The sequence below is a fragment of the Sorangiineae bacterium MSr12523 genome (assembly GCA_037157775.1).
Taxonomy (GTDB): Bacteria; Myxococcota_A; Polyangia; order Polyangiales; family Polyangiaceae; genus Pendulispora; species Pendulispora brunnea.
The window spans coordinates 3,791,011-3,813,873 of the sequence record CP089982.1 but is presented as its reverse complement, the minus strand read 5'-3'; the positions used below and the strand labels follow the sequence as shown (position 1 = coordinate 3,813,873).

The following is a 22,863-nucleotide window of genomic DNA, read 5'->3' as shown; positions in this document are numbered from 1 at the left end:
TTGCTACGTATTTTCATGCTGACTTTGCGATCGACAATGGCGACATTAGAGTGAAGATCAATGGACGAGAGGGTTACTCTGGCACTACCTCGCCCCGGCCCGGGCTTGAAGGTCCTGCTCCTGGTGGTAGCGATTCTCGGGATCTCTCTGGCCATCGCGTACAGCTATCTGCCCGGCGGGCAGAGCCTGTTTCTGGCCCTCACCGCTTCGAGCGACAGCGTGCTCGACGGTCAGGTGTGGCGGCTGTTCACCGCGGGGCTTCTGACATCGCCGGCGGCGTTGGGGCACCTGCTCTTCACGCTGATGGCCTTCTACTTCCTCTCGCCGGATCTGGAGCGGCGTTGGGGAACGTGGCGGTTCATTCGCTTCGTCCTCATCGCGATGGTCTCGGGCTTCCTCTTGTCGATTGCGGTCGACCGAGCGATTCCAGGCGGCCCCGCCATGCTTCACCCGCGGATGATGTTCGGCAGCAGCGCCGCCATTTCCGCGATTGCCATCGCCTGGTCCAAGTTGAATGCGCACCAGACGGTACGGCTGTTTTTCCTCATCCCGGTGAGCGGGCGGCAGTTCTTCTGGTTCACGATTGCCATGTGCTCGCTGGGCCTCGTCTATCCCGGGGGCGTGCCCGAGGGGATGCTCTCGCCATTTGGCGGGGTCCTCGTGGGCATGCTGCTGGGCGGCACGCCCTCGGTGATTCGCGCGACCTACCTGCGCATCAAGCTGGCGCTGCTGCGGCGCCAGGCCGGGGCGCCTCCCGTTCCGTTGAGCCCGCCGGCCTCGGGTAAGAGCAAGACCACGACCGCGTCCACCCGGCGTGCAGGTGCGCCGCTTTTGCGCGTGGTTCAGGGCGGCGCGGACGACGAGCTTCGCAAGCGGCGCCCGCCGAAGGATAAGCGCTACCTCAATTGAGGAGCGGCGGAGGGGGAGAGGCTCTGCTAAAAGGCCCCCCGATCATGCGCCATCTGCTCGGTATCGATGGGCTCTCCGCGAACGACATTACGTCCCTTCTCGATGAAGCGACACGGTACGCGCATCCTCACGATCCGCTCGTGACGCGTGGCGTTCTGCGCGGGAAGACGATTCTCAACGTGTTCTACGAGTCGTCGACGCGCACGCGCACGTCGTTCGAGCTCGCTGGAAAGCGGCTCGGGGCCGACGTGGTGAACATTGCCGCGTCGTCCTCGAGCGTCACCAAGGGCGAGACCCTGCTCGACACGGTGAAAAACCTGGAGGCGATGGGCAGCGATGCCATCGTGCTCCGGCACGCCTCCTCGGGCGCACCGCACTTCGTGGCGCGGCACACGCGTGCGAGCATCGTCAACGCGGGCGACGGCTCGCACGAGCACCCGACGCAGGCGCTGCTCGACGCGTTCACGATTCGTCAGCGGCTGGGGAAGCTCGATGGCTTGGTCGTCGTTATCTGCGGTGACATCTTGCACTCGCGCGTCGCCCGCTCCAATTCGCTGCTGCTCGGTGCCCTCGGCAGCGAGGTGCGCCTCTGCGGACCGCGCACCATGATGCCGCGCGATCCCACCGTGCTCGGGCCCACCGTGCGCGTGTTCGACCGCTTCGACGATGCCATCGAGGGCGCCGACGTGGTGATGATGCTGCGCATCCAGAACGAGCGCCTCGCCGGCGCGGTGATGGCGACGACGCGCGAGTATGCGCGCACCTTCGGCCTGAACGAGCGTCGCCTTCGCCTGGCCAAGCCGGAGGCGCTGGTGATGCACCCCGGGCCAATCAACCGCGGTGTGGAGCTCAACAACGCCGTGGCCGATGGCGCGCATAGCGTGATTCTCGAGCAGGTGGCGGCCGGCGTCGCCGTGCGCTGCGCCGTGCTCGCGAGGGTCATGCTGCAGTGAGAGCCGGGAACGAGGCACCGCTCGGGGTTTTCGATTCCGGCCTGGGCGGCCTCACCGTGGTGCGTGCACTGCGGGCCGTGCTCCCGCACGAGGACATCGTGTACCTGGGCGACACCGCGCGCGTTCCGTACGGCACCCGCGGCGCCGCCACCGTGGTGAAGTACGCCGGCGCGTGCGCGCGCCAGCTCGTCTCCCACAAGGTGAAGACCATCGTCATCGCCTGCAATACGGTGAGCGCGGTGGCGCCGGAGCAGTTGCGCATCGATTTGGATCTGCCGGTGCTCGGTGTGATCGAGCCGGGGGCACGCGCCGCGGTGGCGGCGACGAAAACCGGGCGCGTGGGCATTCTGGCCACGCCGGGAACGATCTTTTCGCAGGCGTACACGCGCGCGGTGACCACGCTGTCGACGCGCACGGAGGTGTTCGGCCAGGCGGCTCCCCTTCTCGTTCCCCTCGCCGAGGAAGGCTGGGTCGAGGGCGAGGTGCCGCGCCTCGCGGTGCGCCGCTATTTGGAGCCTCTGGCGCGCGCCGGTGTCGATGCCATCGTCCTTGGGTGCACGCACTACCCGCTGTTCTTCTCCATCATCGAGGAGGAGGCGCACGCGATGATGGGGCCCGAAGTGCGTGTCATCGACAGCGCCACCACGGTGGCCGCGGAAACGCGGTCTTTTCTGGCGAGCCGCAGCCTCTTGGCGCCGCCGCGCGAACGCGCAGGCTCGATGCGCCTTTTCGCCACCGACGTGCCGCGCTCCTTCAGCGAGATGGCGCGCCGCTTTCTGGGCGACGAGAACATCCCCGAGGCCGAGCAGATCGATTTATGAGCCGCTTGCGGGCGGTTCAGAAGAGCGCCGGCACTCGCGCGTGATGTCCGCCTGCAGCCCGCTGAAGAAGGTGCCGAGCCATTCCCCGCCGGCCCGCCGCAGCTCGGGTGGAAGCTCCAAGACGAGCAGCAGCACCAGCGCGATGTGAATGCGCGTGGAGACGCGCGCGATGTCGACCAACGTGACACCGCGCTCCATCAAACTGGGAAAGAGCGTTTCCAACCAGAAGACGCGGGTGGGCGTCTTGCGCCCCTCGAGTTGCTCCTCGAGCGCGCGCAGAAGGCCGGTGGTGGCCTGCGCGCCCGAGCCGGCCTCGCGTACGACCCGCGCCAGGCGGCTGCGCGAAAGGATGTCCACCACCTCGGACATGATGCGCTCACGATGCTGGCGCAAAACGGCCAGGATGTGCGCTTCGATGACCGCACGCCCAGGGCCTTCCACGGGAGGCGGGGGCAAGGAAAGCCCGTCCTCGTTCCCCGGTTGGATGGTGCCTGAGCTACTACCCATGCTTTCAAGGGTAGCGGCCCGAGATAGAAAAATCCACCTCGCGATGCCGCGTCGGTGTGGAAACGTCACACCCTTGGGCAACGTTCCGCGCGGCGACGCGAACAACGTGAATTACGCGACTTACGCGACTTACGCGAGAGGCGCGACCCGAAGGACGTGCGTCGGCTTGGCGATGTAATCGCCGCCCTTCGCGGCAGCTGCGAGCGCACGACGCAGGGCTCCTTCGCGCGCGACGTGGGTCATCATGACGACTTGCACCGGCTCTCCGCGCGCATCGCCACCGCCACGCTGGACCATCTCCAGGATGGACACGTTCTCCTCGGCCAGCGCGCCCGCGATGTGCGCGAGGACGCCGGGTCGATCGAAGACCTGGAAGCGCAGGTAGTACGCGCACTCGACGTCGTCGATGGGCGCGAGGTGCGTCTCCGCAAGCCGCACGCTGCGCGTCATCCTGCCGCCCGCACCACTGAGACGCGCACCCGCGACATCCACCACGTCGGCCACGACGCTCACGGCGGTGGGCAGATCCCCTGCCCCGCGCCCGGAGAGCAGGCACGGTCCGAGGGCGCGCCCTTCGAGCAAAATCGCATTGAGCACGCCGTTCACGTTGGCGAGCGTGGTGTGCGCCGGCAAGAGCGCCGGGTGCACGCGAAGCTCGACGCTCTTTTTGCCGTGCACCTCGCGCACCTGGCCGATGGCCAAGTGCTTCACCGTGTAGCCAAAGCGCGCGGCGAACTCGTGATCGATCGGCTCGATGTCGCGGATGCCCTCCGTGTACACGGCCTCGTGCGGCACGCGGGCGCCAAAGGCCAGCATGGCCAGCACGACCAGCTTGTGCGCGGCATCGCCCCCGTCCACGTCGAGCCCCGGATCGGCCTCGGCGTAGCCTTTGTCCTGCGCCTCCCTCAACGCCGTCGCGAAGGGCATCCCGTCCTGGCGCATGCGCGTGAGAATGTAGTTCGACGTGCCATTGACGATGCCGCAAAGCCGGGTCACCGAATCGCTGGTGAGCGCCTCGCGCAAGGTGCGGATGACCGGGATGCCGCCGCCCACGGAGGCTTCGAAGGCCAGGTCGACGCCGGCCTTTTCGGCGCGCTCCACCAGCTCGGGCCCATGCACCGCGAGCAGCATCTTGTTCGCGGTCACCACGCTGCGACCCGAATCGATGGCCCGCTCGACGTAGCCCTTGGCCGGTTCCACCCCGCCGAGCACCTCCACGACGACGTCAATCGACGGATCGTCCAGCACCGCCGCCGCATCCGTCGTGATGCGGTCGCGCTCGAGGCCAGGCACGCGGTCCTTGTTCGGATCGCGAACGAGCACCTTGGCAATTTCCAGCGGAGCCCCGACGCGGGTCGCCAGAACCGAGGCATTTTCCCGAATCAGCCGAACAACGCCCCCGCCCACGGTCCCACAACCGAGTAGCCCGAGCCGCACCGTTTTCATGCGCGCTACTTCACCCGACGCAACGCGAAAAGAAAAGGGGTTAGGGTGAAGGGTGAAGGGTTTAGGGGAAGCACAAAAAGGAAAGGGTCCAGAGCCAGGGGAAGCAACCCGCTTCCTCTCTCCCTAAACCCTAAACCCTAAACCCTCAGTTGCTCGGGGTCGGGGCCGCTGGGGCTTCCTTTTTTTCCTCGACCTTGGGCACCAGCTTCTCTTCCAGGGCGGCGTCGAGGACTTCCTCCATCTTCTTCACGAAGACGAACTCGAGGGAGTCTTTGACCTCGGCCGGGACCTCGTCGAGGTCGGCCTTGTTGCGCTCGGGAACGATGACCCGCTTGATGCCGGCGCGGTGGGCCGCCAGCACCTTCTCCTTGAGGCCGCCGATGGGCAGCACCCGTCCGCGCAGCGTGATTTCGCCGGTCATCGCGACGTCGTGGCGGACGCGGACGCCGGTGAGCATCGACACCAACGCGGTAAACATCGTCACACCCGCGCTCGGCCCGTCTTTCGGCATGGCGCCGGCGGGGATGTGGATGTGGATGTCGCTCTTCTCGAGGAAGTCCTTGCTGATGCCGAACCTCTCCGAGTTGGAGCGCACGTAGCTCAGGGCGGCCTGGGCGCTCTCCTTCATGACGTCGCCCAGTTGGCCGGTGAGCTGCAGCTTCGCCGAGCCGAACATGCGCGTCGCCTCGATGAAGAGGATCTCGCCGCCCACGCTCGTCCAAGCAAGGCCCGTGGCCACGCCCGCTTCTTCCGTGCGCTCCGCAACTTCACTGGTGTAGCGCTGCGGACCCAGGAACTCGCGGAGGTGGTCTTCCGTTTCGATCTTCCGCGGGGTGTTGTCCCCCTCGGCGATCTTCACGGCAACACCGCGAATGACGCTCGCGATCTGCCGCTCGAGCGTACGCACGCCGGCTTCACGCGTGTAGTTGTCGATGATGATCTCGACCGCCGGATCCGTGATCTCGAGCTGCTGCGGCGTGATGCCGTGCTCCTCGATCTGCTTCGGGATCAAGTGCTGGCGCGCAATGGCCAGCTTCTCGCGCCGCGTGTAACCCGGGATTTCGAGGATCTCCATACGATCGCGCAGCGGCGCGGGAATCGGATCGGCAATGTTCGCCGTGGCGACGAACATGACGTTCGACAAGTCGTACGGGATCTCCAGGTAGTGGTCCGCGAACGTGTTGTTCTGCTCGGGATCGAGAACCTCGAGCAAGGCCGCCGCGGGATCGCCGCGGAAGTCGTGACCGATCTTGTCGACCTCGTCCATCATGAAGATCGGGTTGATCGTTCCCGCCTTCTTCATGCCCTGGATGATCTGCCCGGGCAGCGCGCCGACGTACGTACGGCGGTGACCGCGGATGGCCGCTTCGTCGTGCACACCGCCGAGTGAAATGCGGTGGAACTTGCGGCCGAGCGACCGCGCAATGCTGCGGCCGAGCGACGTCTTACCGACGCCGGGCGGTCCGATGAGGCAGAGGATCGGGCCCTTCTTGTCCTTCTTCAGCTTGCGGACGGCCAGGTACTCGAGGATGCGCTTCTTGACCTTCTCGAGACCGTAGTGGTCTTCGTCCAGCACCTTGCGGACGGCCCCGATATCCATGTTGTCGGGCGTCTGATTGTGCCATGGCAAGTCGAGGATCCAGTCCAGGTACGTGCGCACGACGGTGTACTCCGCCGAGCCGACCTGCATGTTGCGCAAACGCTTGATCTGCTTCTTGGCGACCTGCTCGGCCTCGCTCGGCAGGTTGGCCTTGGCGATGCGGTCTTCGAGACCGTCGAGATCTCCCTGATCCCCATCGTCCTCGCCCAGCTCCTCTTTGATGGCTTTGAGCTGTTGCCGAAGCACGTATTCGCGCTGGTTTTTACCCATCTCCTCCTTGATTTGGGAGTTGATGCGCTCGCGCATTTTCAAGATTTCGAGCTGGCGCGTCAGCAGGCGCAGGACCTTGCGAATGCGATCCTTGACGTCGACCGTCTCGAGCAGCTGCGCCTTTTCTTCCACCGGCGCGTCCAGGTTGGCGGCCACCAAGTCGGCCAAGGCGCCCGGCGCCTGGATCGAATCGATGAGCGAACCCGCCTCGCGCGGAAGCTCCGGCATGAGCTGAATCACCTGCTTGGCGATGTCGCGCAGGCTCATCGAAAGCGCTTCGGCCTCGTCGTCGTCCAGACCCGTCTCGTCGAGGCGACGCACCTTCGCCTTGAGATAGGGCGAACTCTGCGCCACATCCTCGAGCCGGATGCGCGAAAGGCCCTGCAAAATCAGCGAATAGTTGCCCGAGCTATGTTTCAGCGCCTTGAGGACGCGGGCCGCGCATCCGACCGTGTGTAGGTCGTCCTGGCCTGGGTCGTCCGTCGAAGGATCGCGCTGCGCAAAGATGGCAATGACGGGGCTCGGTAGGTTGTCGACATCTTCGACGAGCGCCACGGACTTTTCGCGGCCAACGTCGAAGGGGGCCACCGCACCCGGAAAAAGTACCGCGTTCCGGATGGGGAGAACCGGGAGCACGTCACCAAACTGGACCACGTCCTCATCCTGCGGGGCACGCGGCGGCGGGGCTTTCTTTTCAGTCATATTGACCTCTCGTGGTGGTGCTCATTTCATTCATGGTCAAGGATAACATCCGATGCGTTGACCTCGGGGTATTGCAAACTGGGTTCCAATATTCGCGAAGCTAAACACGGCTTGCGGCTCGTGCCACGGGCCCACGGATTAACTAGCGCAGAACGTGGACCGTGCGGTCCGGCTCCAACGTATGGATGGTCAACCCCGTGAGGACTTTGGGATAGAAGAACGTCGATTTCTGCGGCATGACCTCGCCGTATTCGGCCACGCGGCGGACGGCCTCGACCGGGGTGGCGTTCATCAGGAAGAGGGCTTGGCCTTTTCCGTTGCGCAAATCGGCGAGCGTCGCGGCTGCATCTTGCGGGTACCAAAGGTTGGTCTTGGCGGCTTGCGCCTCGCGCGTGATGCCGAGCGCATGCTCGAGGATACCTGAATGAAGTAAGGCCACATCTGTGCGGCGCAAGACCTCCGGAAGCTTGCCCAATGTTGGATGCTTCTCCAGGTCGACATCCGCGCGCAATGCGAGGACGGCCACGTCTCCTTCGGCCGAGGCGACCGCAACGGATGGCGCACGTTTGCCGGAGTCCGCGAGGGTGTCCGTGATGACGTTTGCTGCAGTGCCCTTGGGCAACACCGTCGCTTGGAACGTGTCGGCGGCTTTTCGCAGCAGCTCCGCGAAGTCGAACGACGGCAGCGAGTGCACGTGGCGATGCGTCGGAAAGACCACGAGATTCGGGTCGTCGCCGTTGGCGAAGAAGACCATGTGCCAGCCGTTTTCACTGGCGCCCTGCGCGCCGGTCTCCTGCGCATAACGCACCGCGGTCTCGTAGCGGTGGTGGCCGTCGGCGATGAGGAGCGACGACTGAGCGATCTTCCGCACGATGGTGAAAAGCGCCTCGCGATCGTCGACCTTGGTCAGCGCATGCTCGACGCCGTCGGGGGTGGCGAAGCGAAAGAGCTCCTTGCCGGACGACAGAGCCGAATCGAGCTCCTTTTGCGGGTCGCGGTACAGCATGAAGCCGGGGCTCAAGTTGGTGCGCGTCGCGCGAAACAGCTTGAGGCGATCTTCCTTCGGGCCGCTCAGGGTGCGCTCGTGGGGCAGCACGATGCGGTCCGAAAACGGCACCAGGCGCACCAGGCCGAGGAAGCCGCTGCGGCTCATTCTCTTGCCGGTGCCGGGTGCGGTGAACGACTGGTCGTAGCGGTAGAAACCGGGGACGTCGTCGCGCACGAGCACCTTCTCTTCGCGCCAGCGGCGGAGGAGCGAAGCAGCGTGCTCGTATTTGCCCTCGGTGTCGCCGCCGGCGGCATCCTTGGGCAGAATGAGTTGGACGACGTTGTGCGGATCGCGCTTCGCGAGCTCCTCGCGTTGCTCGGGGCTAATGACGTCGTACGGCGGGGCCACGACGTTCGCGACCGATACGAGTTTCGAGGGGTCGTAGCGGAGCGGTGTGAGCGGTGCGATATCGGCCATAATTTGGCTCTAACACAACGCCACGCCCGATCTCGAGGGGGGTCCCTCTCTTTTCCAAAGAGGCTTACGTCTTTTCCAGAGCGCGGCTTCCGATATCGCGCCTGTGGTGCTCGCCGGGCCAGCTTATGGCGTCCACCTGGGCATACGCTCGGGAGGCCGCTTCCTCCAAGGTGGCGCCGCGCCCGACGACGTTGAGGACTCTTCCGCCAGCCGTGACGATGGCGCCGTCTTCGCGGCGCGTCGTTCCGGCGTGAAGCACGTGAACGTGCTCATTTTCCGGCGTTTTCTCGAGGCCCGTGATGACGTCGCCGTTGCGCACCTTGGCAGGGTAGCCCTCGGCGGCCATGACGACGGAGAGCGCGGCGCCCTCGCACTCCAGTTGCGTCGGGGGAAATTGGCCGTGCGCCGCACCGTTGAGCAGGCCGAGCCATCCTCCTCCAGTAAAGCTGCAGAGCGACGTTAAGACACCGGTCTCGGGGTCGCCGAAGCGGACGTTGAATTCGAGAACGCGCGGCACGCCGGCCTCGATCATGAGGCCGACGAAGAGTACGCCACGGAATGGCGTCCCCTCCGCTTTGAGGCCCGCCAACGTGGGCTCCACGATGGTGCGCATGACACGCCCGTGGACCTCGGGCGTGACGACGGGTGCGGGTGCGTAGGCACCCATGCCTCCCGTGTTCGGCCCCGTGTCGCCGTCGCCGACGCGTTTGTGATCCTGCGCCGCGGGAAGCGGCACCGCGCGCTCGCCGTCGCAGATGACATGGAAGCTTGCTTCCTCACCGGGCAACAGCTCCTCGATGACCACGGTCTTGCCGGCGTCGCCGAAGGCGTTGTCGCGCATCATTTGCCGGACCGCCAGGAGTGCCTGCTCGGGGGTGGTCGCTACAGTGACCCCCTTGCCCGCGGCGAGGCCGTCGGCCTTGACCACCAGTGGCCGCGCCGCCGCACGCACATAAGCCTCGGCGGCGTCGACGTCGTCGAAGATCGCGAAGTCGGCGGTCGGGATGGAGTGGCGCTTCAAGAAGCGCTTCATGAAGGACTTCGAGCCCTCCAACTGCGCGGCCGCCTTCGAAGGACCAAAGGCGGGAATGCCCTTCTCGGCGAGGGCGTCGACCAGGCCGAGGGTGAGCGGAAGCTCCGGTCCGACGACCACCAGCGAGACGCCTTCGCGCTCGGCGGCGGCCACGATGCCCGGAATGTCGTCCACCGCTACAGGGACATTGCGAAACGACAGCCCCGTGCCGGCGTTGCCCGGCGCACAGAGAATCTCGCACTCGGGCGAGGAAAGAACCCGTGCCAGTGCGTGTTCCCTCGCACCGGACCCGACGACCAACACGCGCTTAGCCATGACGGCGCGGGAGGTTACAGGAAAAAATTCCTTAATGGGCCCTCGCGTCCTTGGCGCCGCCACCGTTTCTCTCTATTCTGACCTCGTGGCCGCCGAGGTTCGACAGCCGGTCGCCATCCGTGTCACGCGTCCCTACGCGAACGAGGACGAGTTCCTCGATCACGAGATCGACACGCTGACCCGGACGAGCGTCACGCTGATCGGTGCGCAATCGCGCCCGCAAGGGGTGATTCTGCGCTTCGAGGTCACGCTTGCGAACGGTACGCCGCTGATGCGCGGCGAGGGCCGCGTGATTGCGTACAAGGGCCCCACGGATCCCGAAGCGGGGGTGCCGCTGAAGCATCTGTCGGGGTTGACCTTGCGGTTCACGCGCCTCGACAAGAAGACGAAGGCGCTCGTCGACCGCGCCGCGCTGATCCGTGAAGAGCGAGCCCGCGCCGCCCTGCGGGCCTCCATGTCGGACATGTCCGAAAGCGAGCTCCCTCCGCCGCCAGCCGAAGCTCCTGAGGCGGTGGAGCCGGCCGCCTCGAACCCTGACGTCACGCAGGCCGACTCCGTGCACTCGCTATCGGGGCTCGAGGTTGCGCAGCGAGAGCCGGAGCCGACACCGCCTGCGCCTGCAGTAGAAGAGGAGCCGCCGGCATCGAATGGTCAGCCCGCGCCCATCGCGCACGCGCGTGATCGGGATTCGCTGCTGCTTCGACTGCGCGAGCGCGCGCGGGCACTAGCCCCAGAAACCGTCGCGGCGATTCTGCGTTCACACACGTCAACGCACACATCTACGCAGGAATAGACCAGGGGTGAGGCGCCCGCACGCCTGCCCGCACAAGGTGAAGGGGGCGCCTCCAATTTGGCTGCGGACGAGGTCGTACGAAGCTTGCTCGATCGTGGCTTTCACGCGATACGTAGAACGTGAGCCTGAGCGGGGAGCGGTCACACCTCGAGCCCGGCTATCGTCTGGATCGCTACGAGCTTCTCTGTCCCATTGCACATGGTGGCATGGCATCGGTGTGGCTTGCGCGTCTTCACGGCAAGCACGGCTTCGAAAAGTTGGTCGCCGTCAAAACGATTCTGCCGCAATACGCAAGCGACCCCCGATTCGAGCGTATGTTCCTCGACGAGGCGCGCATCGCCGCCGGGATCGAGCACGCCAACGTGGCGCAGATCCTCGATCTCGGGGAGCAGCACGAGGTGCTCTACCTGGTGATGGAGTGGATCGATGGCGATTCGCTGTCGAAACTTCACCGCGCCGTACGCAAAAGAGACGTCGCCATCCCCATGGGCGTGGTGCTGCGCATCGTCGCGGACATCGCGGCCGGTCTCCATGCTGCGCACGAGCTGCGCGACCCGTCGGGCGAGAACCTCGGCGTGGTGCACCGCGATGTGTCGCCGCAGAACATCTTGGTCAGCGTCAGCGGCGCGGCGAAGCTCATCGACTTCGGAATCGCCAAGGCACGCGATCGCGTGTCAGCGGATACGAGCGCCGGGCTTCTCAAGGGAAAGATTCAGTACATGCCGCCGGAGCAAGCCGTCGGCAAATCGGTCGACCGGCGCTCGGACGTGTGGGCGCTCGGGGCGGTGATGTATTACCTGCTGGCGGGCGTCCCCCCTTATGACGCCGCCAACCAGCTGGCGACGTTGCATCTGCTCACGAGCGGCGATCCGCCGCCGCCATTGCCCGACACGTTTCCACCCGAGATGGACGCGCTCTGTCGCAAGGCCATGGCCCACGATCCCGAGGAGCGGATCCAGACGGCCGCCGAGCTGCAACGCGCGATCGAGTCGCTGATGATCACGGCGGGCTGTCACACGACGGCGGGCGATGTCGCGGCGTTCGTGCACGAGCACCTCGGCGAGCGCGCGGAGGCACGGCGCAAGGCCGTGGAGCTAGCCTTGGCCGCCAGCGCGGAGCGCAAGCGCGTGCAGGCGTTGCTCACGCCCGAAACCGTGGAGGGTGACTCGAGCGACAGCGCGCGGTCCTCGTCGCCGCAGCGCGCGTCGCAGCCCACGAGCGTTCCGCCGAGTGTGCGAGGAGCCTCGAGCGGTCCGATCTCGGCAACGGCACCGGCAATACCGAGCCAGCCGCCCGAAGGGGTCGAGGAAGACGCACAAAGCGCGGAAGCTCCCGAAGAGACGGACGAAGAGGAGCCGATTTCGCAGGTCAGCTCGGGCACCCTGCGTTCGGCCGTGATCCCCTTCTCTGGGAGCGTTCCGCCGTCGTCGACCCCCACGGGGCCCGAGAGCCTCGGAGGGCTGGGGCGCAAGCAGCAGCTTTGGGCGGTGGGGCTCGGTGTGCTCGGCGCGGCGTCGTTCATCATCGTGGTCGCGCTGGCATCGTCGCTGTTTCGCGGACGTGGGTCGCAGGACGAGGCAACCAAGGCGCCCGAGCCACGGGCGGTGGCGCCGGAGCCGGCCCTCACCATCGCCGAGCGGGCACCGTCCTTGGTGCCCGCGCCCGAGCCGACGTCGTTCGTCACCGACGCGGCGCCGCCGCTGAAAGAGGCTACAAAGGAGACGAAAGAATCGAAGGAGGCGCCTGCGGCGAGCGCCCCTCGCCCGACTCCGAGTACCAAGCCGTCGGCCAGCGCCAAAACGGCGACCCGTCCAGGTCAGAAGGATTATGGCTTTTAGAACACGCGTACCGGGGCTCTTGGCGTTTGCGCTTTCGATGGTGACGGCCGGCTTCGTTCACGCGCAGCCGACGCCCGCGGAAAAGGACATGGCGCGCACCCTCATGGGCGAGGGCGAAGAGCAGCGCGATCGCGGCGATCTCGAGGCGGCGCTCAAGAGCTTTCAGGCAGCCGATGCGATCATGCACGTGCCCACGACCAGCCTCGAGGTGGCCAAGACGCAGGCCGCGCTGGGAAGGTTCCTGGAGGCGCAGGAAATGGTTGCCGCGGTGCTGCACTATCCGGTGAAGCGCAACGAGCCGCGTCCTTTCACCGTGGCCCGCGACAATGCCAAGGCGCTGCAGGAAGATCTGGAGCGACGCACGCCGACGATTCTCATTCATGTCGCGCAGTTCGGGCGGCATGCCGATTTGCCGGCAACGTTGACCCTCGACGGCACGACGATTCCGGAGCCGGCGCCGGGCACGGGGCGCAAAGTCAATCCTGGGCACCACGTGATTGCCGCTCAGGCCGGGGATGCATCGGCACGCATGGAGATCGACATCCTCGAGCGCGAGACGCGCAATGTGACGTTGAAGCTCGGCTCGCCCGAGCAGGCGCCCTCGCCCGTGGCCACCGCGCCGGCGATCGTGCTGCCGCCCGACAATGAGCCGCGCAAGCCGAACTACCTGGCGTATGCGGGATTTGGCGTGGGTGCTGCCGGGGTGGCCCTCGGTGCGATCACGGGCATCGTGGTTTTGGCCAATGCGGGCGATCTGCGTGACTCGTGCAACAAGCCGCCGGGCAACACGTGCACGGGCGATGACGCGGACAAGCTGTCGTCGACGAAAACGTGGGCCACGGTTTCGACGGTCTCGTTCATCGTCGGCGGCGCCGGGCTCGCGGTCGGAACGTTGGCCCTCGTTCTGGGGAAGTCGCCCTCGACGCCGACCCGCGCCGCGGCACCTCGCGTCGAGCCGTGGTTTGGCATTGCCAGCGCAGGCGTAAGCGGCCAATTTTGATAACGCGATAAGTCATTATCGCGTCATTGGGACATAACGCGATAGGTCATTGTCGCGTCATTGTCCTTCGATAGTGCAATTTGCCATTCGACGGCGGTGGGAAGTGGTTTTTCCTCCCACAAATCGTCGAGCTCGGCGCGACGGTGTCGTTGATAAAGAATGAGTCCTCATTCAGCATCCGCGACCTCGCCCATTGCTGCACACGCTGCCCCTTAATCGGAGGTGAGCCGCTATGTCCGTTCTTTCGTTCGTCCGTGCGCTTTCGGTCCTCGGTTTGACGACGACGATGCTCGCCTGTGCGGCCGATGGCCGTGGAGACGACGGCACCACCACCGAAGATGCCGTATCGAGTCCGCACTATCCCATCGTGCTCGTTCACGGAATGGGCGGTTTCGATCGGCTCAAGAATTTGCCGCTCGACGTCGTCTACTTCAACGGCGTGAAGGACGATCTGGCGAAGCATGGTGAGACGCAGGTCTTCGCCACGATTGCGCCGCCGTACGACACGAGCGAGGTGCGCGCGCAGTACGTGGCCGATCAAATCGACAAGATTCTGGCCAAGACGGGCGCCAAGAAGGTCAACATCATCGGCCATAGCCAAGGCGGGCTCGATGCGCGGGTGCTCGTGAGCCCGCAGGGCCTCGGCTACGGAAACAAGGTGGCCTCGGTGACGACGATTGCCACGCCGCACCGCGGAAGCAAAGTCGCCGATTTGGTGCTGGGCCTCGCCGACAATGTGCCGGACGACGTGTTCGACGCGGTGAGCGGCGCCATTCTGAAGCTCTTGCAAATCTCGGTGTACGAGCTTCAAACCGATCCGCACATTCGCGCGCAGCTCACCGAGCTGAGTGAAGACTACATGAACAATGTCTTCAATCCGAAGTACAAGAACGATTCGCGCGTGCGCTATTCGAGCTACGGCGGCCGCACGAATCTGCAAGTGGGCCTGTCGGATTGCGACAATTCGACCTACGCGAACGACGTGTGGCACGTGGACGCGGTGCCCATCGTTCTGTTCCCCAGCACCGTGTACCTACAAGGATGGAGCATAAAGTCCAACGACGGCCTGGTCACGGTGGACAGCTCGCGCTGGGGCGAATTCCTCCAATGCGTGCCCGCCGACCATCTCCGCGAGGTCGGCCAATTCGCCGTCAACGGCCCGGACAAGCTATCCAAGTTCGATCACTTGGCCTTCTTCCGCACCGTCGTCTCCCGCATCCGCGACGCTGGACTCTAAAGAGAGAGAGAAATTCACATGAAGGCGGGAAGGCAGGAAGGATTCATTGATTTGCAATGATCCCATTGCTGGAATTGCAAACCCTAAAACCTTCCCGCCTTCCCGCCTTCATGTAAAAAATCTTCTAGCCGTTCACGCGACGGATCATGTCGTGGAGTCGCGCGGGAACAAGGCGCGGAATGATTTGGCGAAGGTCGTCGCCGAGGCGATGTCGACGGGGCCGCCGGCGATGCCGTTTGCGCGGAGGGCGCTGCCGACGATGACGCCGTCGCAGTGTTCGACCAAGGCCGGCAGATCTTCGGGGCGCGTGCCGCTGGCCACGTAGAGCGGCACGTTGCGGATGGCGGCGCGGACCAAGGCGATTTGCGTCGGGTCGATCGCCTTGCCGGTGCCGGAGCCCGTAACGAGGATGGCGTCGGCCATCGCGCGGGTCACCAAGTCGGAGGCTTCCTCCGCGATGGGGCGCGCGGCGAGCGGCGCCGAGTGCTTCACGTGCACGTCGGCCCAGATGTTCACCGCCTCGGCGGAGATCGCCCGGCGCGTGCGCAAGGTGGCCGCGGCGTCGCCCTGAACGACGCCTTGATCGGTGACGCGGGCGCCCGTGTGAACGTTCACGCGGATGCACATCGCCCCCACCACCGAGGCAATCGCCAGGGCCGCGTCGGCGTCGTTGCGCAGAACGTTGATGCCCAGCGGCAAATTGGGAAGCGCCGCGCGAACGGCGGCTGCGCATGCGGTCATCGCGGCAACCGTCACCGCGGGCACCTTTTCGCGGTAGAACGGCGTATCGCCGAAGTTCTCCAGGATGGCCAGGTGAAAGCCCGCGCCCTCGAGCACGCGCGCATCCTCCACCGTGCGCTCCACGATGGCCCGCATCGGCAGCGACGCCAGCGGACTGCCGGGCAACGGCGGCAGGTGAATCACGCCCACGAGGCGCGCAAACACGGCCATCGCGGGCGGCATGTTGGAGACGCTCACGGTGTCACCCCCTTGCTGCCCGAGAGACCCGACGGCGGCGTCGAGCCCCCTCCCCCGCCGCCACGGGGTTCGAAGTCCGGACGTCCGAGCTGCCCGCGCACGTGGAACGCATAGAACCCGTCCGAGGTCTTGGCCTGTTTGACCTTGGGGTCCATCTCGATGAGGGCCCCCGAGCTCGACCCCGGAGGGCCGAAGAGGCTCTTGGCCATATCGTTTTTGCCGCGGAAGCCGTCCGATATTTTGAACTTCACATTGAGGTCGCAGACGCTCTCGGTGGCCATCTCCCGCATTTGAACACGTCCGTCGCCGCTAAGGTCGACATCTTTGCCCGACGCAGCCAATTTCGTGACCCGGAGGATGCCTTCCTTCGCCTCGGCCACGAACGAGAGATCGCCCACCGCCACCTTCGGCGGGGTGATGGGCAGCATGCCCGCTTTGATCTTGGCCACACCATCGCCCACGGCCACCTCGGAGGCGGCCAGGTTCACGGTTCCGCTGCCCTTGACCGCCTTGCCCTCGGGCATGAACAAATCGACGGTGCCGGTGAGCTTTCCTTCGACGGGAAGGCCCAATGCGGCCGCCAAGGGCTCGATGGCTTTGAGGTCGACGGCCGAAATCTCCACGTTGACGTGGCGGTCTTTGCCGGCCTCTTCGAAGACGCCGTCCACCTCACCGCCGAACGCGTCCAAATGGAACGAGACGTTTCGATGGCCAATGATCAGAGGCAAAACGGAAATGCGAGCCTTGGCCTGGTCGATCTTCAATTCGACGGGAGGCTTTCCCGGTTCGGTCGCCAGGCTGAGGAGGCGAACGCCCTTCATTTTTACGCCGGTGACGAAGCTCGAGGTCATCTCGTCGATGTGCAGCTCCTGCTGGCCTGCGCCGGGCTTTTGGCTGGCATTGAAGGAGGCGACGAGTTTGTCTTTCAGCTTGTCGTACGGAAAGGTCACCGACGCGAAGATCAAAAGGCACGTGAGGTAGAAAAGCGGAATTCCAATGCGCGGTGTCCACTTTTGGAATCGCTCTTTCCACTCGTCCTTGAGGAGGGCCGGAGGAATGAACGTGGAAATGCGCTGCCGGAGCGAGGCCTTTCCCGCGGATTTGGTGGGGCTCGTCTCGCCGGACGTGCCGGAGGTGGAAGGGCTCACGGTTTTTCCTCCTTCTCCTTTTCCTTCTTCGGCGGCGGCGCATTTCGGTCGAAGGCCGAAACGCCCAATTCCATGTCGTACGAATCGGGCTCGGAGACGCGCTTACGGAGTTGGAGGCGCGAAATCAGAATGGGGTGGCCGCTTCGTTCGATGCTCTCGAGGAACTTGGCAATGGCGAGCATGCCGGCCTTCTTGATGTGAACGACCGTATTGCGTTCGGTGTACTTCTTCGCCGTCCCAATGGGGACCTCGGGGCGGTCGACCGAGTCGGAAAGGTCGATCTTCTGCGCCTTGGCCTGCTGCTCGAGGAAGCCCGCGAGCGGCGGGGCCTTGTTGGCGTAGCGGCTGGTGACGGCGTCTTTCTTCGCCTGCCGATCGCGCAGCTGACCGCGTGCGGCCTGCACGGCATCGAGGGCGGCGCGCGTGTCGGCCACTTCGGAGCGGCGACTCATGATGGTGGTCTGCACGAACACCGGAATGCCGATCACCACGAGCACCACCAGGATGATGCCCAGGATGCCGACGAGCCTGCGCTCGCGCGGATTCAAATTGAGTCGGTCGAGAAGCGGGCGGGCCATCACTTACCTCCACTCGCCGAGCTGGCGGCCGATGCGCTGGCAGAGGCCTGGGCCCCCGGTTTTTTGCCGCCGCCTTTTTGATCTTCGGGGCATTTCAAATCGAATTCGAGGACGTATTTCTTCCGGTCGTCTTTGCCGATGGCTTGGTCGATGCGCTTGATTTGCACATCGGAAAAGCATGGGTCGCTGCGAAGCGAGGTGGCAATCGATTGCGCGTCGTTGCTGGAGCCGACGAGCCCGTGGATGCTCACGTGCCCCTTGGTGAGATCGAGGTCCTCGATGTCGTGGGTCATCGAGGTGGGGATGGCCTCGGACAGACGCACCATGACGTCGAAGGCGTCGGCGTGGGGCATGGGATCGTCTTCACCGCCGGTCTGCTGCGAGAGCAGCTCGTTCGCGCGCTCGGCGCTGCTGGTCTCCTCGCCCAGGACTTCCTTGGTCACGGACGAGAGGGCCGCCTCCACCGTGTCCTTCTCTTTTCCGAGCGCGTAGAGCTGCATGGTCGCGGAGAAGAAGAAGCTCACCACGATGACCGCCGCGAGGCCGGCCAGCACGGGCACACGCTCGCGCAGCCAGCCAAAGCCGCGCTCGTAGGCGAGCGGACCTTTGCGCAGGTCGAGCCCGAGCGGGCGCGAACCCAGGCCGAGCGCCAGGCCCAGCGCCTTGGCGTAGCGCGCGAGCTGGCGCAGTTGATCGGGCTGCGGCACCTCGTATTCCATGGGCGGCGGAGGAAGTGCGGTGACCTCGATCTCGAGCTCGTTCGAGAGGAACGACTCGGCGCCCGAGACGAAGGCGCCGCCGCCGCAGAGAAACACGCGCGTGGCGGGATCGCCGCCGATGGCGCGGTACGCGGCCAAGGTGATGCGGATCTCGCGGGCAAGCTTGGGCGCCGTTTCGGGAAGGCCCGAGGTACCTTGCGACACGGTGCGGGTGAAGACGGGTTCGCCGTTGCGGAAGATGAGGATGTCGCTCGAGTCGGTGCCCAGATCGATGGCGACGATGGGGCCTGGCTCCGCGAGCGCCGGCGAAACCGCGACCCAGTTGGCCAACGGAAGCAGACCCACGCCGACCCGCTCCGGCTCGACGCCGAGGGATTGCTTGACGATGTCGATGCGGGCCTGCACGTCCGAGATGCGCGCGACCGAGGCGAGAACCGGGAGCGTCGTCGGGTCCGCCCCGGGCAGGGAGCGCAGCGCGGAAAGGATGCGGTAATCGAAGACGGAGCCCTCGAGCTCGAAGGGAACTTGCGCCTCGAGCTCGAACGGGAGCACCTCCGCGAGCTGCTTTTGCGCGCTGGACGGGATGGGCAACACGCGGGACATGGCCTTCACCCCGTCGATGGCCACCGCCACGCCATCCCCCGTGCCCGGCTTGCCCGAGAGCGCAACGGTCACCGCATCGCGAATGGCGCGGGAGACCGCCTCTTGGGCAATCTGGTCCTGGGAGGGAGTTTCCGCCACGGCGGACGGCTCCGCGCTGCCAGGGACCGGCGGGGCCTGGAGGAACTGACTATCGCGCACCTCCGCCACGATGTCGGCGCTTCCCAATCCGACGACGGCGGTCTTGCGGTAGCTCGATCGGATCGCCGCCACCTTGACGGCGCTTTTTCCGATGTCGATTCCGAGCCAAATGGGCATGAACGTAGAGCTCCTCGTTGATTATTCGATTCGAAAGTAAACGACTTGTCCACCGGTGCTCGGCTGCGTCGCGGGATTGTTGGTGTTCGGGGTCTGCGATCCGGTGCCCGGGTTGGGTGGGTTGGTCGGCGGGGGGTTACCAGCCGTGCCGCCAGGCTGCTGCCCAGTCCCCGTCAGCTGCGGCGCACTGCGAAAATCGACCACGGCGTGGATCGAAGTCCGCGTTTCCCGCTTGTACCCTTTGATGACGCCGACGGTGTAAATCGAGAACACTTTGCTCTCGGTGGAAATGCTCTTTCCGAACTCCGCATCGGATTGGAACTTGACCGGCTTCATGCCCATCGTGGTCAGAAGCGGCCCCATTTGGCCTTGCCCCTTCATCGTGTTGATGAAGTCATTGGCGTTGCCGAACATCGGCGCACCCATCGTGAGGCCGCGGGCCATGGTCACGCCCGTGAGGAACGTGGCCGCTTGCATCGGGTCGTTGCAGATGGCCGTGTCGGCCTGAGCACCCGAGCACACGATGGCGAGCAAGGTCTGCGCATTGGCGGTGTTCACGTTCACCGCGCCCTGCCCCCACACCGTCATGATGCGCTTTTTCGGATTGTCCGGCTCGGGGTCGATGAACGTGGCCCAGAAGTCCTCGTTGACGCCGCGGATCATGCGCAATTCGTCGAGCGAGTCGTAGGGGGCATTTTTGCGCCGGTACGGTTTGGTGGGCAAAAGCTGATAGTACGCATCTTCGACGCCCGCACTGCGCGCTTGGGCCGTCTGCTGGACGTTGCAGTCGAACATTCCCTCGTCGAGATCCGCCCAGTCGATGATCGCCGCGCAGACCGAAAGGCGATCGTGCACGGCGCCCGTGGTGTCCTTCTTTTCGAACATGGGCGAATACTGCAGCGGCGCGATGAGGCCCATGATTTCGCGCGCGAGGCGCAGGTGGGCCATGTCGTTGGCCGCGCCCAGGTTGACGTTGATCTTCGAGTCTTCGTCGACAATCGAGATTTCGAATCGGCCGCCCGGCATGCCCAGGTTCTTGCCCGCCGAAAGATCGACGCCCACCGATCCCGCGAAGCTGGCCGCGCCCTCCTGGTCGTTGAACGCGCCCAGGATGCGATCGGAGAATTCCCATACCGGAAGCTGCGGCGGCGTTTTCTTCATCATCATGAAGAGCGGTGCCACCGCCGTGCGCATCGTCGGCTCCGCCGCGAGGAGCAACCGCGAAAGGTTCACGGCGCTGCGGGCCATGTACTCTGCTTGAACGCCATCGCGATCCGCGAGCGCCGCGGCGAGCTCGGTGCTCGTCTCGTCCTGGAACTCGGCCAGCATGACCGTGAGCACGGCAATCGCGCCGAGCACCATGATGAGGGCAATCCCTCGCTCGCGGGCGCGTTGCTTGGCGCGGCGGCGGCGAGCAGGTGCCAGGGCTGCCAGATGCGCGCTCATCGCGGTATCCCGAACGAAAGGGGTTGCTGCATCGGGATCACCACCTTGGTGGTGTACGTTTTTTCGACCCCGGGCGGAGGATTGGCCAATACCAATTTGATGTGCACTTCGAACGGCAGCCGTCCACCCTGCCCCGTCTGCGCCTGGGTCGTATCCCATGTTTCGACCCATTGGCTGGTCACCGGATCGAGGTAGCGAAGTTCGAAGGACTCGACGTCCTCCGCAAGGACATTGACGATACCGCCCTTGGTGGCATCCAAATCGATGGGAAACTGCTCACGCCGCACGAGATCCATTTTCCCGTCTTGATTGGGATCGCGAACGACGAAATATCCTATTTCGGATTGATCCGATTCTTTGGAATCGGCCTCCGTGCGGCGGTGCGCAAAGGCGGTAAAATCCAGGCGGTCGTATTGGCTGCTGCTCTTGCCGGAGAAGATCGTTTGCCGCGTCTGCATCGCCAAGTTGGTCGGCGTGTGCTGCGAGATGTACGCGCTCGATAGCTCGCGGACCATGCGCAATATGGCCGAGCGACCTTGGCGCGAGCGCTCGTTGCGCAGCGCCTCCGCCTTTTTTCCGCGACTCAGCGAGTCGACGGCGCCATAGACGAGCAGCGAAATCATCGCCAAGATCGCCAGCGAGACGAGGATCTCGAGCAAGGTCATGCCGCGAGAACGTCCGCGCTTCATTGGATGGGCACTCCCCCATCGCCAACGAGCCCGGTGCCGGCGTCGAAGCCGAGCGCCCCGCCCAAGTTGCCGCGCTGCGGATTAGTCACGTACTGGACCATGGTGATCTCTTTGTCGGTCGAGCCCTCCTTCCAACGAACGGTCACCGTCAGCCGCCGAATGGACGCTTCCATCAGCGGCTTGATGGACGGGTACACGATGCCCATGGCCATGCTGATCAAGCCATCGGCGCCGCCCACGGAATTGAGCGCGCTGCCGAGGCCCTGCATGCCGGCGTCCATATTGAGGTTCAACCCCGCGCCACCGGCCGGATTGAGCACGAAGGGCAAGGACGACGAACCGCCTTGGGCAGCGCTCGCCAAGTTCGAAAGGCCGCCCAAGCCGCCATCACCGCCACCGCCCGAGCCGCCATCACCGCCGCCCAGGGTGTTCGACGGCGGGTTGGGCAAAACGACTTTCTCCACGCGCGTATCGCACGTGTACATCGTGTCCGTCTCGTCGTTGCAGCACGGCACCAGCGACTGCAGATCGTCGAGCTCGGGGTAGCCCATTTTGAGGAGCTTTTCCTCCATCTCGGTCATCTTGCAGCGGCCGTATTCCACGGCATTGGCCATGTTGGCTGCGCGGCGGGTGCTCGTGGTCAGTCCAGCCTGCGCCGACAGGATGACGCTGAGCGCGAGACCCAAGATGGCAATCGCCACCATGACCTCGAGCAGCGAGAAGCCTCGCTTCATCGCGACAGCCCGCCTCAAAACGAGCTCTCCTCGCGTTCGGAAGCCTCTTTGTCGTCCGTCGGCAGCTTCAGCGCGACGGGGCCCTTTTCGATGGTGACCTTGCCGGTGAGCGGCGAGACGAGAAGCGTCAGCGTCTGCGCATCCTCGTCCGACTTGCCCACGCGCACTTGAATCGATGCGCGCTCGGTCTGTCCGCCCGACCAGAAATACAGATATGCACGCCCCTCCGTGCGCGGTTGGTCATCGTGAAAGGTCTGGATCTCGCGGAACGTGATGCCGCGCGGGAGCGAGCGTTTGCCGCCCGGCTCGTGCGAGGTCAAATCCGCGGCGGGCACCGCGCGAAAGGAAGCACGTGGCGCCATGGGGCCTTTGACGATGCGTTCGCCCTCGGCCACCGCCGCCTGCTCCGCGACCGTTGCCGGCTCGGCGCCGCCCGTGGCGGTGAGGTCCTTCGATTGGACCACCATCGGGCGGCTCGCCTCCTCGAGCCACAAGGTGTTCTCCTCGAAGTCGAACACCAAGCGCACGCTCTTGGAGACCGCATTGGAGCGCGTGTACGCGGTCTTGATGGCGCTGGTGATCAAGCTGCTCGATGCGCGAAGGCGCGCGCTCGACACCTGGCCCGAGCCCATGATGATGCCGCCCATGATCAGCGCGATGATGACCATCACGATGAGGATCTCCACCAACGTCATGCCGCGACGCGCGGCACGAAGAAGCGAAAACTTCCGCGGTTGGCTGGTGGAGATTGGGCAGCTCATGTT

At 65.1% G+C, this 22,863-nt stretch carries 20 protein-coding genes; 7 read left to right on the top strand and 13 right to left on the bottom strand.

From position 1 onward, the window contains the following. Nucleotides 1–60 precede the first annotated feature (60 nt). The 3 genes from LZC95_15395 to murI are packed head-to-tail and all read left to right on the top strand — an operon-like array spanning nucleotide 61 to nucleotide 2,683. Entirely contained in the window at nucleotides 61–909 is an 849-nt protein-coding gene (locus LZC95_15395) for a rhomboid family intramembrane serine protease (protein WXA98214.1), read from the top strand. Nucleotides 910–953: 44 nt separating this feature from the next. Further along, nucleotides 954–1,862, top strand: a complete 909-nt coding sequence (locus LZC95_15390) for an aspartate carbamoyltransferase catalytic subunit (protein ID WXA98213.1) — start codon at nucleotides 954–956, stop codon at nucleotides 1,860–1,862. Then, nucleotides 1,859–2,683 (top strand): glutamate racemase, encoded by an 825-nt coding sequence (gene murI / locus LZC95_15385; protein WXA98212.1) that lies wholly within the window; start codon nucleotides 1,859–1,861, stop codon nucleotides 2,681–2,683. Before LZC95_15390 ends, murI begins: the two co-directional genes overlap by 4 nt. On the opposite strand, the gene LZC95_15380 is transcribed toward murI, so the two are convergent. The 5 genes from LZC95_15380 to purD form a co-directional block, all read right to left on the bottom strand. Beyond that, nucleotides 2,678–3,190 carry a hypothetical protein gene (locus tag LZC95_15380; GenBank protein ID WXA98211.1) on the bottom strand — a complete coding sequence of 171 codons (513 nt, stop codon included), beginning with the start codon at nucleotides 3,188–3,190 and terminating at the stop codon, nucleotides 2,678–2,680. The two genes, murI and LZC95_15380, sit on opposite strands and share 6 nt — an antisense overlap. Nucleotides 3,191–3,319: 129 nt before the next feature. Beyond that, complete coding sequence (locus LZC95_15375; GenBank protein WXA98210.1) at nucleotides 3,320–4,636, bottom strand: homoserine dehydrogenase; 1,317 nt, start codon at nucleotides 4,634–4,636, stop codon at nucleotides 3,320–3,322. Between the two features lie 145 nt (nucleotides 4,637–4,781). Continuing rightward, nucleotides 4,782–7,208 carry an endopeptidase La gene (lon, locus tag LZC95_15370; GenBank protein ID WXA98209.1) on the bottom strand — a complete coding sequence of 809 codons (2,427 nt, stop codon included), beginning with the start codon at nucleotides 7,206–7,208 and terminating at the stop codon, nucleotides 4,782–4,784. Nucleotides 7,209–7,350: 142 nt separating this feature from the next. Further along, nucleotides 7,351–8,673 carry a DUF1015 domain-containing protein gene (locus LZC95_15365; protein WXA98208.1) on the bottom strand — a complete coding sequence of 441 codons (1,323 nt, stop codon included), beginning with the start codon at nucleotides 8,671–8,673 and terminating at the stop codon, nucleotides 7,351–7,353. Nucleotides 8,674–8,737: 64 nt separating this feature from the next. Continuing rightward, entirely contained in the window at nucleotides 8,738–10,021 is a 1,284-nt protein-coding gene (gene purD / locus LZC95_15360; protein WXA98207.1) for a phosphoribosylamine--glycine ligase, read from the bottom strand. Nucleotides 10,022–10,055: 34 nt separating this feature from the next. Between purD and LZC95_15355 the strand changes: the two genes are divergently transcribed. The 4 genes from LZC95_15355 (at nucleotide 10,056) to LZC95_15340 (ending at nucleotide 14,889) form a co-directional block, all read left to right on the top strand. After that, nucleotides 10,056–10,814, top strand: coding sequence for a hypothetical protein (locus LZC95_15355; protein WXA98206.1), 759 nt, complete (start codon nucleotides 10,056–10,058; stop codon nucleotides 10,812–10,814). Between the two features lie 119 nt (nucleotides 10,815–10,933). Continuing rightward, nucleotides 10,934–12,652, top strand: a complete 1,719-nt coding sequence (locus tag LZC95_15350) for a protein kinase (GenBank protein WXA98205.1) — start codon at nucleotides 10,934–10,936, stop codon at nucleotides 12,650–12,652. After that, nucleotides 12,642–13,652 (top strand): hypothetical protein, encoded by a 1,011-nt coding sequence (locus tag LZC95_15345; GenBank protein ID WXA98204.1) that lies wholly within the window; start codon nucleotides 12,642–12,644, stop codon nucleotides 13,650–13,652. Before LZC95_15350 ends, LZC95_15345 begins: the two co-directional genes overlap by 11 nt. A 232-nt stretch (nucleotides 13,653–13,884) precedes the next feature. Continuing rightward, a complete protein-coding gene (locus LZC95_15340) occupies nucleotides 13,885–14,889 on the top strand; it encodes an alpha/beta fold hydrolase (GenBank protein ID WXA98203.1) in 1,005 nt (334 codons plus the stop codon). A 144-nt stretch (nucleotides 14,890–15,033) separates the two neighbouring features. Here LZC95_15340 and LZC95_15335 read toward each other — a convergent pair whose 3' ends face one another. From LZC95_15335 to LZC95_15300, 8 genes are read right to left on the bottom strand one after another with little or no spacing between them, the layout of a single operon-like run. After that, nucleotides 15,034–15,867, bottom strand: a complete 834-nt coding sequence (locus tag LZC95_15335) for a BtpA/SgcQ family protein (protein WXA98202.1) — start codon at nucleotides 15,865–15,867, stop codon at nucleotides 15,034–15,036. Then, nucleotides 15,864–17,015, bottom strand: coding sequence for a type II secretion system protein GspN (gspN, locus tag LZC95_15330; GenBank protein ID WXA98201.1), 1,152 nt, complete (start codon nucleotides 17,013–17,015; stop codon nucleotides 15,864–15,866). Before gspN ends, LZC95_15335 begins: the two co-directional genes overlap by 4 nt. Further along, complete coding sequence (locus LZC95_15325) at nucleotides 17,012–17,593, bottom strand: type II secretion system protein M (GenBank protein WXA98200.1); 582 nt, start codon at nucleotides 17,591–17,593, stop codon at nucleotides 17,012–17,014. Before LZC95_15325 ends, gspN begins: the two co-directional genes overlap by 4 nt. Then, on the bottom strand, nucleotides 17,593–19,230 hold the full coding sequence (gene pilM / locus LZC95_15320) for a pilus assembly protein PilM (GenBank protein WXA98199.1): 1,638 nt from the start codon (nucleotides 19,228–19,230) through the stop codon (nucleotides 17,593–17,595). Before pilM ends, LZC95_15325 begins: the two co-directional genes overlap by 1 nt. A gap of 21 nt (nucleotides 19,231–19,251) precedes the next feature. After that, the gene (locus LZC95_15315) at nucleotides 19,252–20,676 is read right to left on the bottom strand and encodes a type II secretion system protein GspK (protein WXA98198.1); all 1,425 of its coding nucleotides are present in this window, start codon (nucleotides 20,674–20,676) and stop codon (nucleotides 19,252–19,254) included. Beyond that, on the bottom strand, nucleotides 20,673–21,365 hold the full coding sequence (locus LZC95_15310) for a prepilin-type N-terminal cleavage/methylation domain-containing protein (GenBank protein WXA98197.1): 693 nt from the start codon (nucleotides 21,363–21,365) through the stop codon (nucleotides 20,673–20,675). The genes LZC95_15315 and LZC95_15310 overlap by 4 nt, the downstream gene beginning before the upstream one ends. Next, the gene (locus LZC95_15305) at nucleotides 21,362–22,099 is read right to left on the bottom strand and encodes a type II secretion system GspH family protein (GenBank protein ID WXA98196.1); all 738 of its coding nucleotides are present in this window, start codon (nucleotides 22,097–22,099) and stop codon (nucleotides 21,362–21,364) included. The genes LZC95_15310 and LZC95_15305 overlap by 4 nt, the downstream gene beginning before the upstream one ends. 14 nt (nucleotides 22,100–22,113) lie before the next feature. Further along, entirely contained in the window at nucleotides 22,114–22,860 is a 747-nt protein-coding gene (locus LZC95_15300) for a prepilin-type N-terminal cleavage/methylation domain-containing protein (GenBank protein ID WXA98195.1), read from the bottom strand. Nucleotides 22,861–22,863: the final 3 nt, after the last annotated feature.

Coding starts and splice junctions, on each gene's coding strand:
- LZC95_15375 (WXA98210.1), bottom strand. CDS start 4,636: ATGAAAACGGTGCGGCTCGGGCTACTCGGTTGTGGGACCGTGGGCGGG.
- LZC95_15325 (WXA98200.1), bottom strand. CDS start 17,593: ATGGCCCGCCCGCTTCTCGACCGACTCAATTTGAATCCGCGCGAGCGC.
- LZC95_15300 (WXA98195.1), bottom strand. CDS start 22,860: ATGAGCTGCCCAATCTCCACCAGCCAACCGCGGAAGTTTTCGCTTCTT.
- lon (WXA98209.1), bottom strand. CDS start 7,208: ATGACTGAAAAGAAAGCCCCGCCGCCGCGTGCCCCGCAGGATGAGGAC.
- pilM (WXA98199.1), bottom strand. CDS start 19,230: ATGCCCATTTGGCTCGGAATCGACATCGGAAAAAGCGCCGTCAAGGTG.
- LZC95_15355 (WXA98206.1), top strand. CDS start 10,056: ATGGGCCCTCGCGTCCTTGGCGCCGCCACCGTTTCTCTCTATTCTGAC.
- LZC95_15305 (WXA98196.1), bottom strand. CDS start 22,099: ATGAAGCGAGGCTTCTCGCTGCTCGAGGTCATGGTGGCGATTGCCATC.
- LZC95_15345 (WXA98204.1), top strand. CDS start 12,642: ATGGCTTTTAGAACACGCGTACCGGGGCTCTTGGCGTTTGCGCTTTCG.
- LZC95_15315 (WXA98198.1), bottom strand. CDS start 20,676: ATGAGCGCGCATCTGGCAGCCCTGGCACCTGCTCGCCGCCGCCGCGCC.
- LZC95_15340 (WXA98203.1), top strand. CDS start 13,885: ATGTCCGTTCTTTCGTTCGTCCGTGCGCTTTCGGTCCTCGGTTTGACG.
- purD (WXA98207.1), bottom strand. CDS start 10,021: ATGGCTAAGCGCGTGTTGGTCGTCGGGTCCGGTGCGAGGGAACACGCA.
- LZC95_15395 (WXA98214.1), top strand. CDS start 61: ATGGACGAGAGGGTTACTCTGGCACTACCTCGCCCCGGCCCGGGCTTG.
- LZC95_15365 (WXA98208.1), bottom strand. CDS start 8,673: ATGGCCGATATCGCACCGCTCACACCGCTCCGCTACGACCCCTCGAAA.
- LZC95_15380 (WXA98211.1), bottom strand. CDS start 3,190: ATGGGTAGTAGCTCAGGCACCATCCAACCGGGGAACGAGGACGGGCTT.
- LZC95_15390 (WXA98213.1), top strand. CDS start 954: ATGCGCCATCTGCTCGGTATCGATGGGCTCTCCGCGAACGACATTACG.
- LZC95_15310 (WXA98197.1), bottom strand. CDS start 21,365: ATGAAGCGCGGACGTTCTCGCGGCATGACCTTGCTCGAGATCCTCGTC.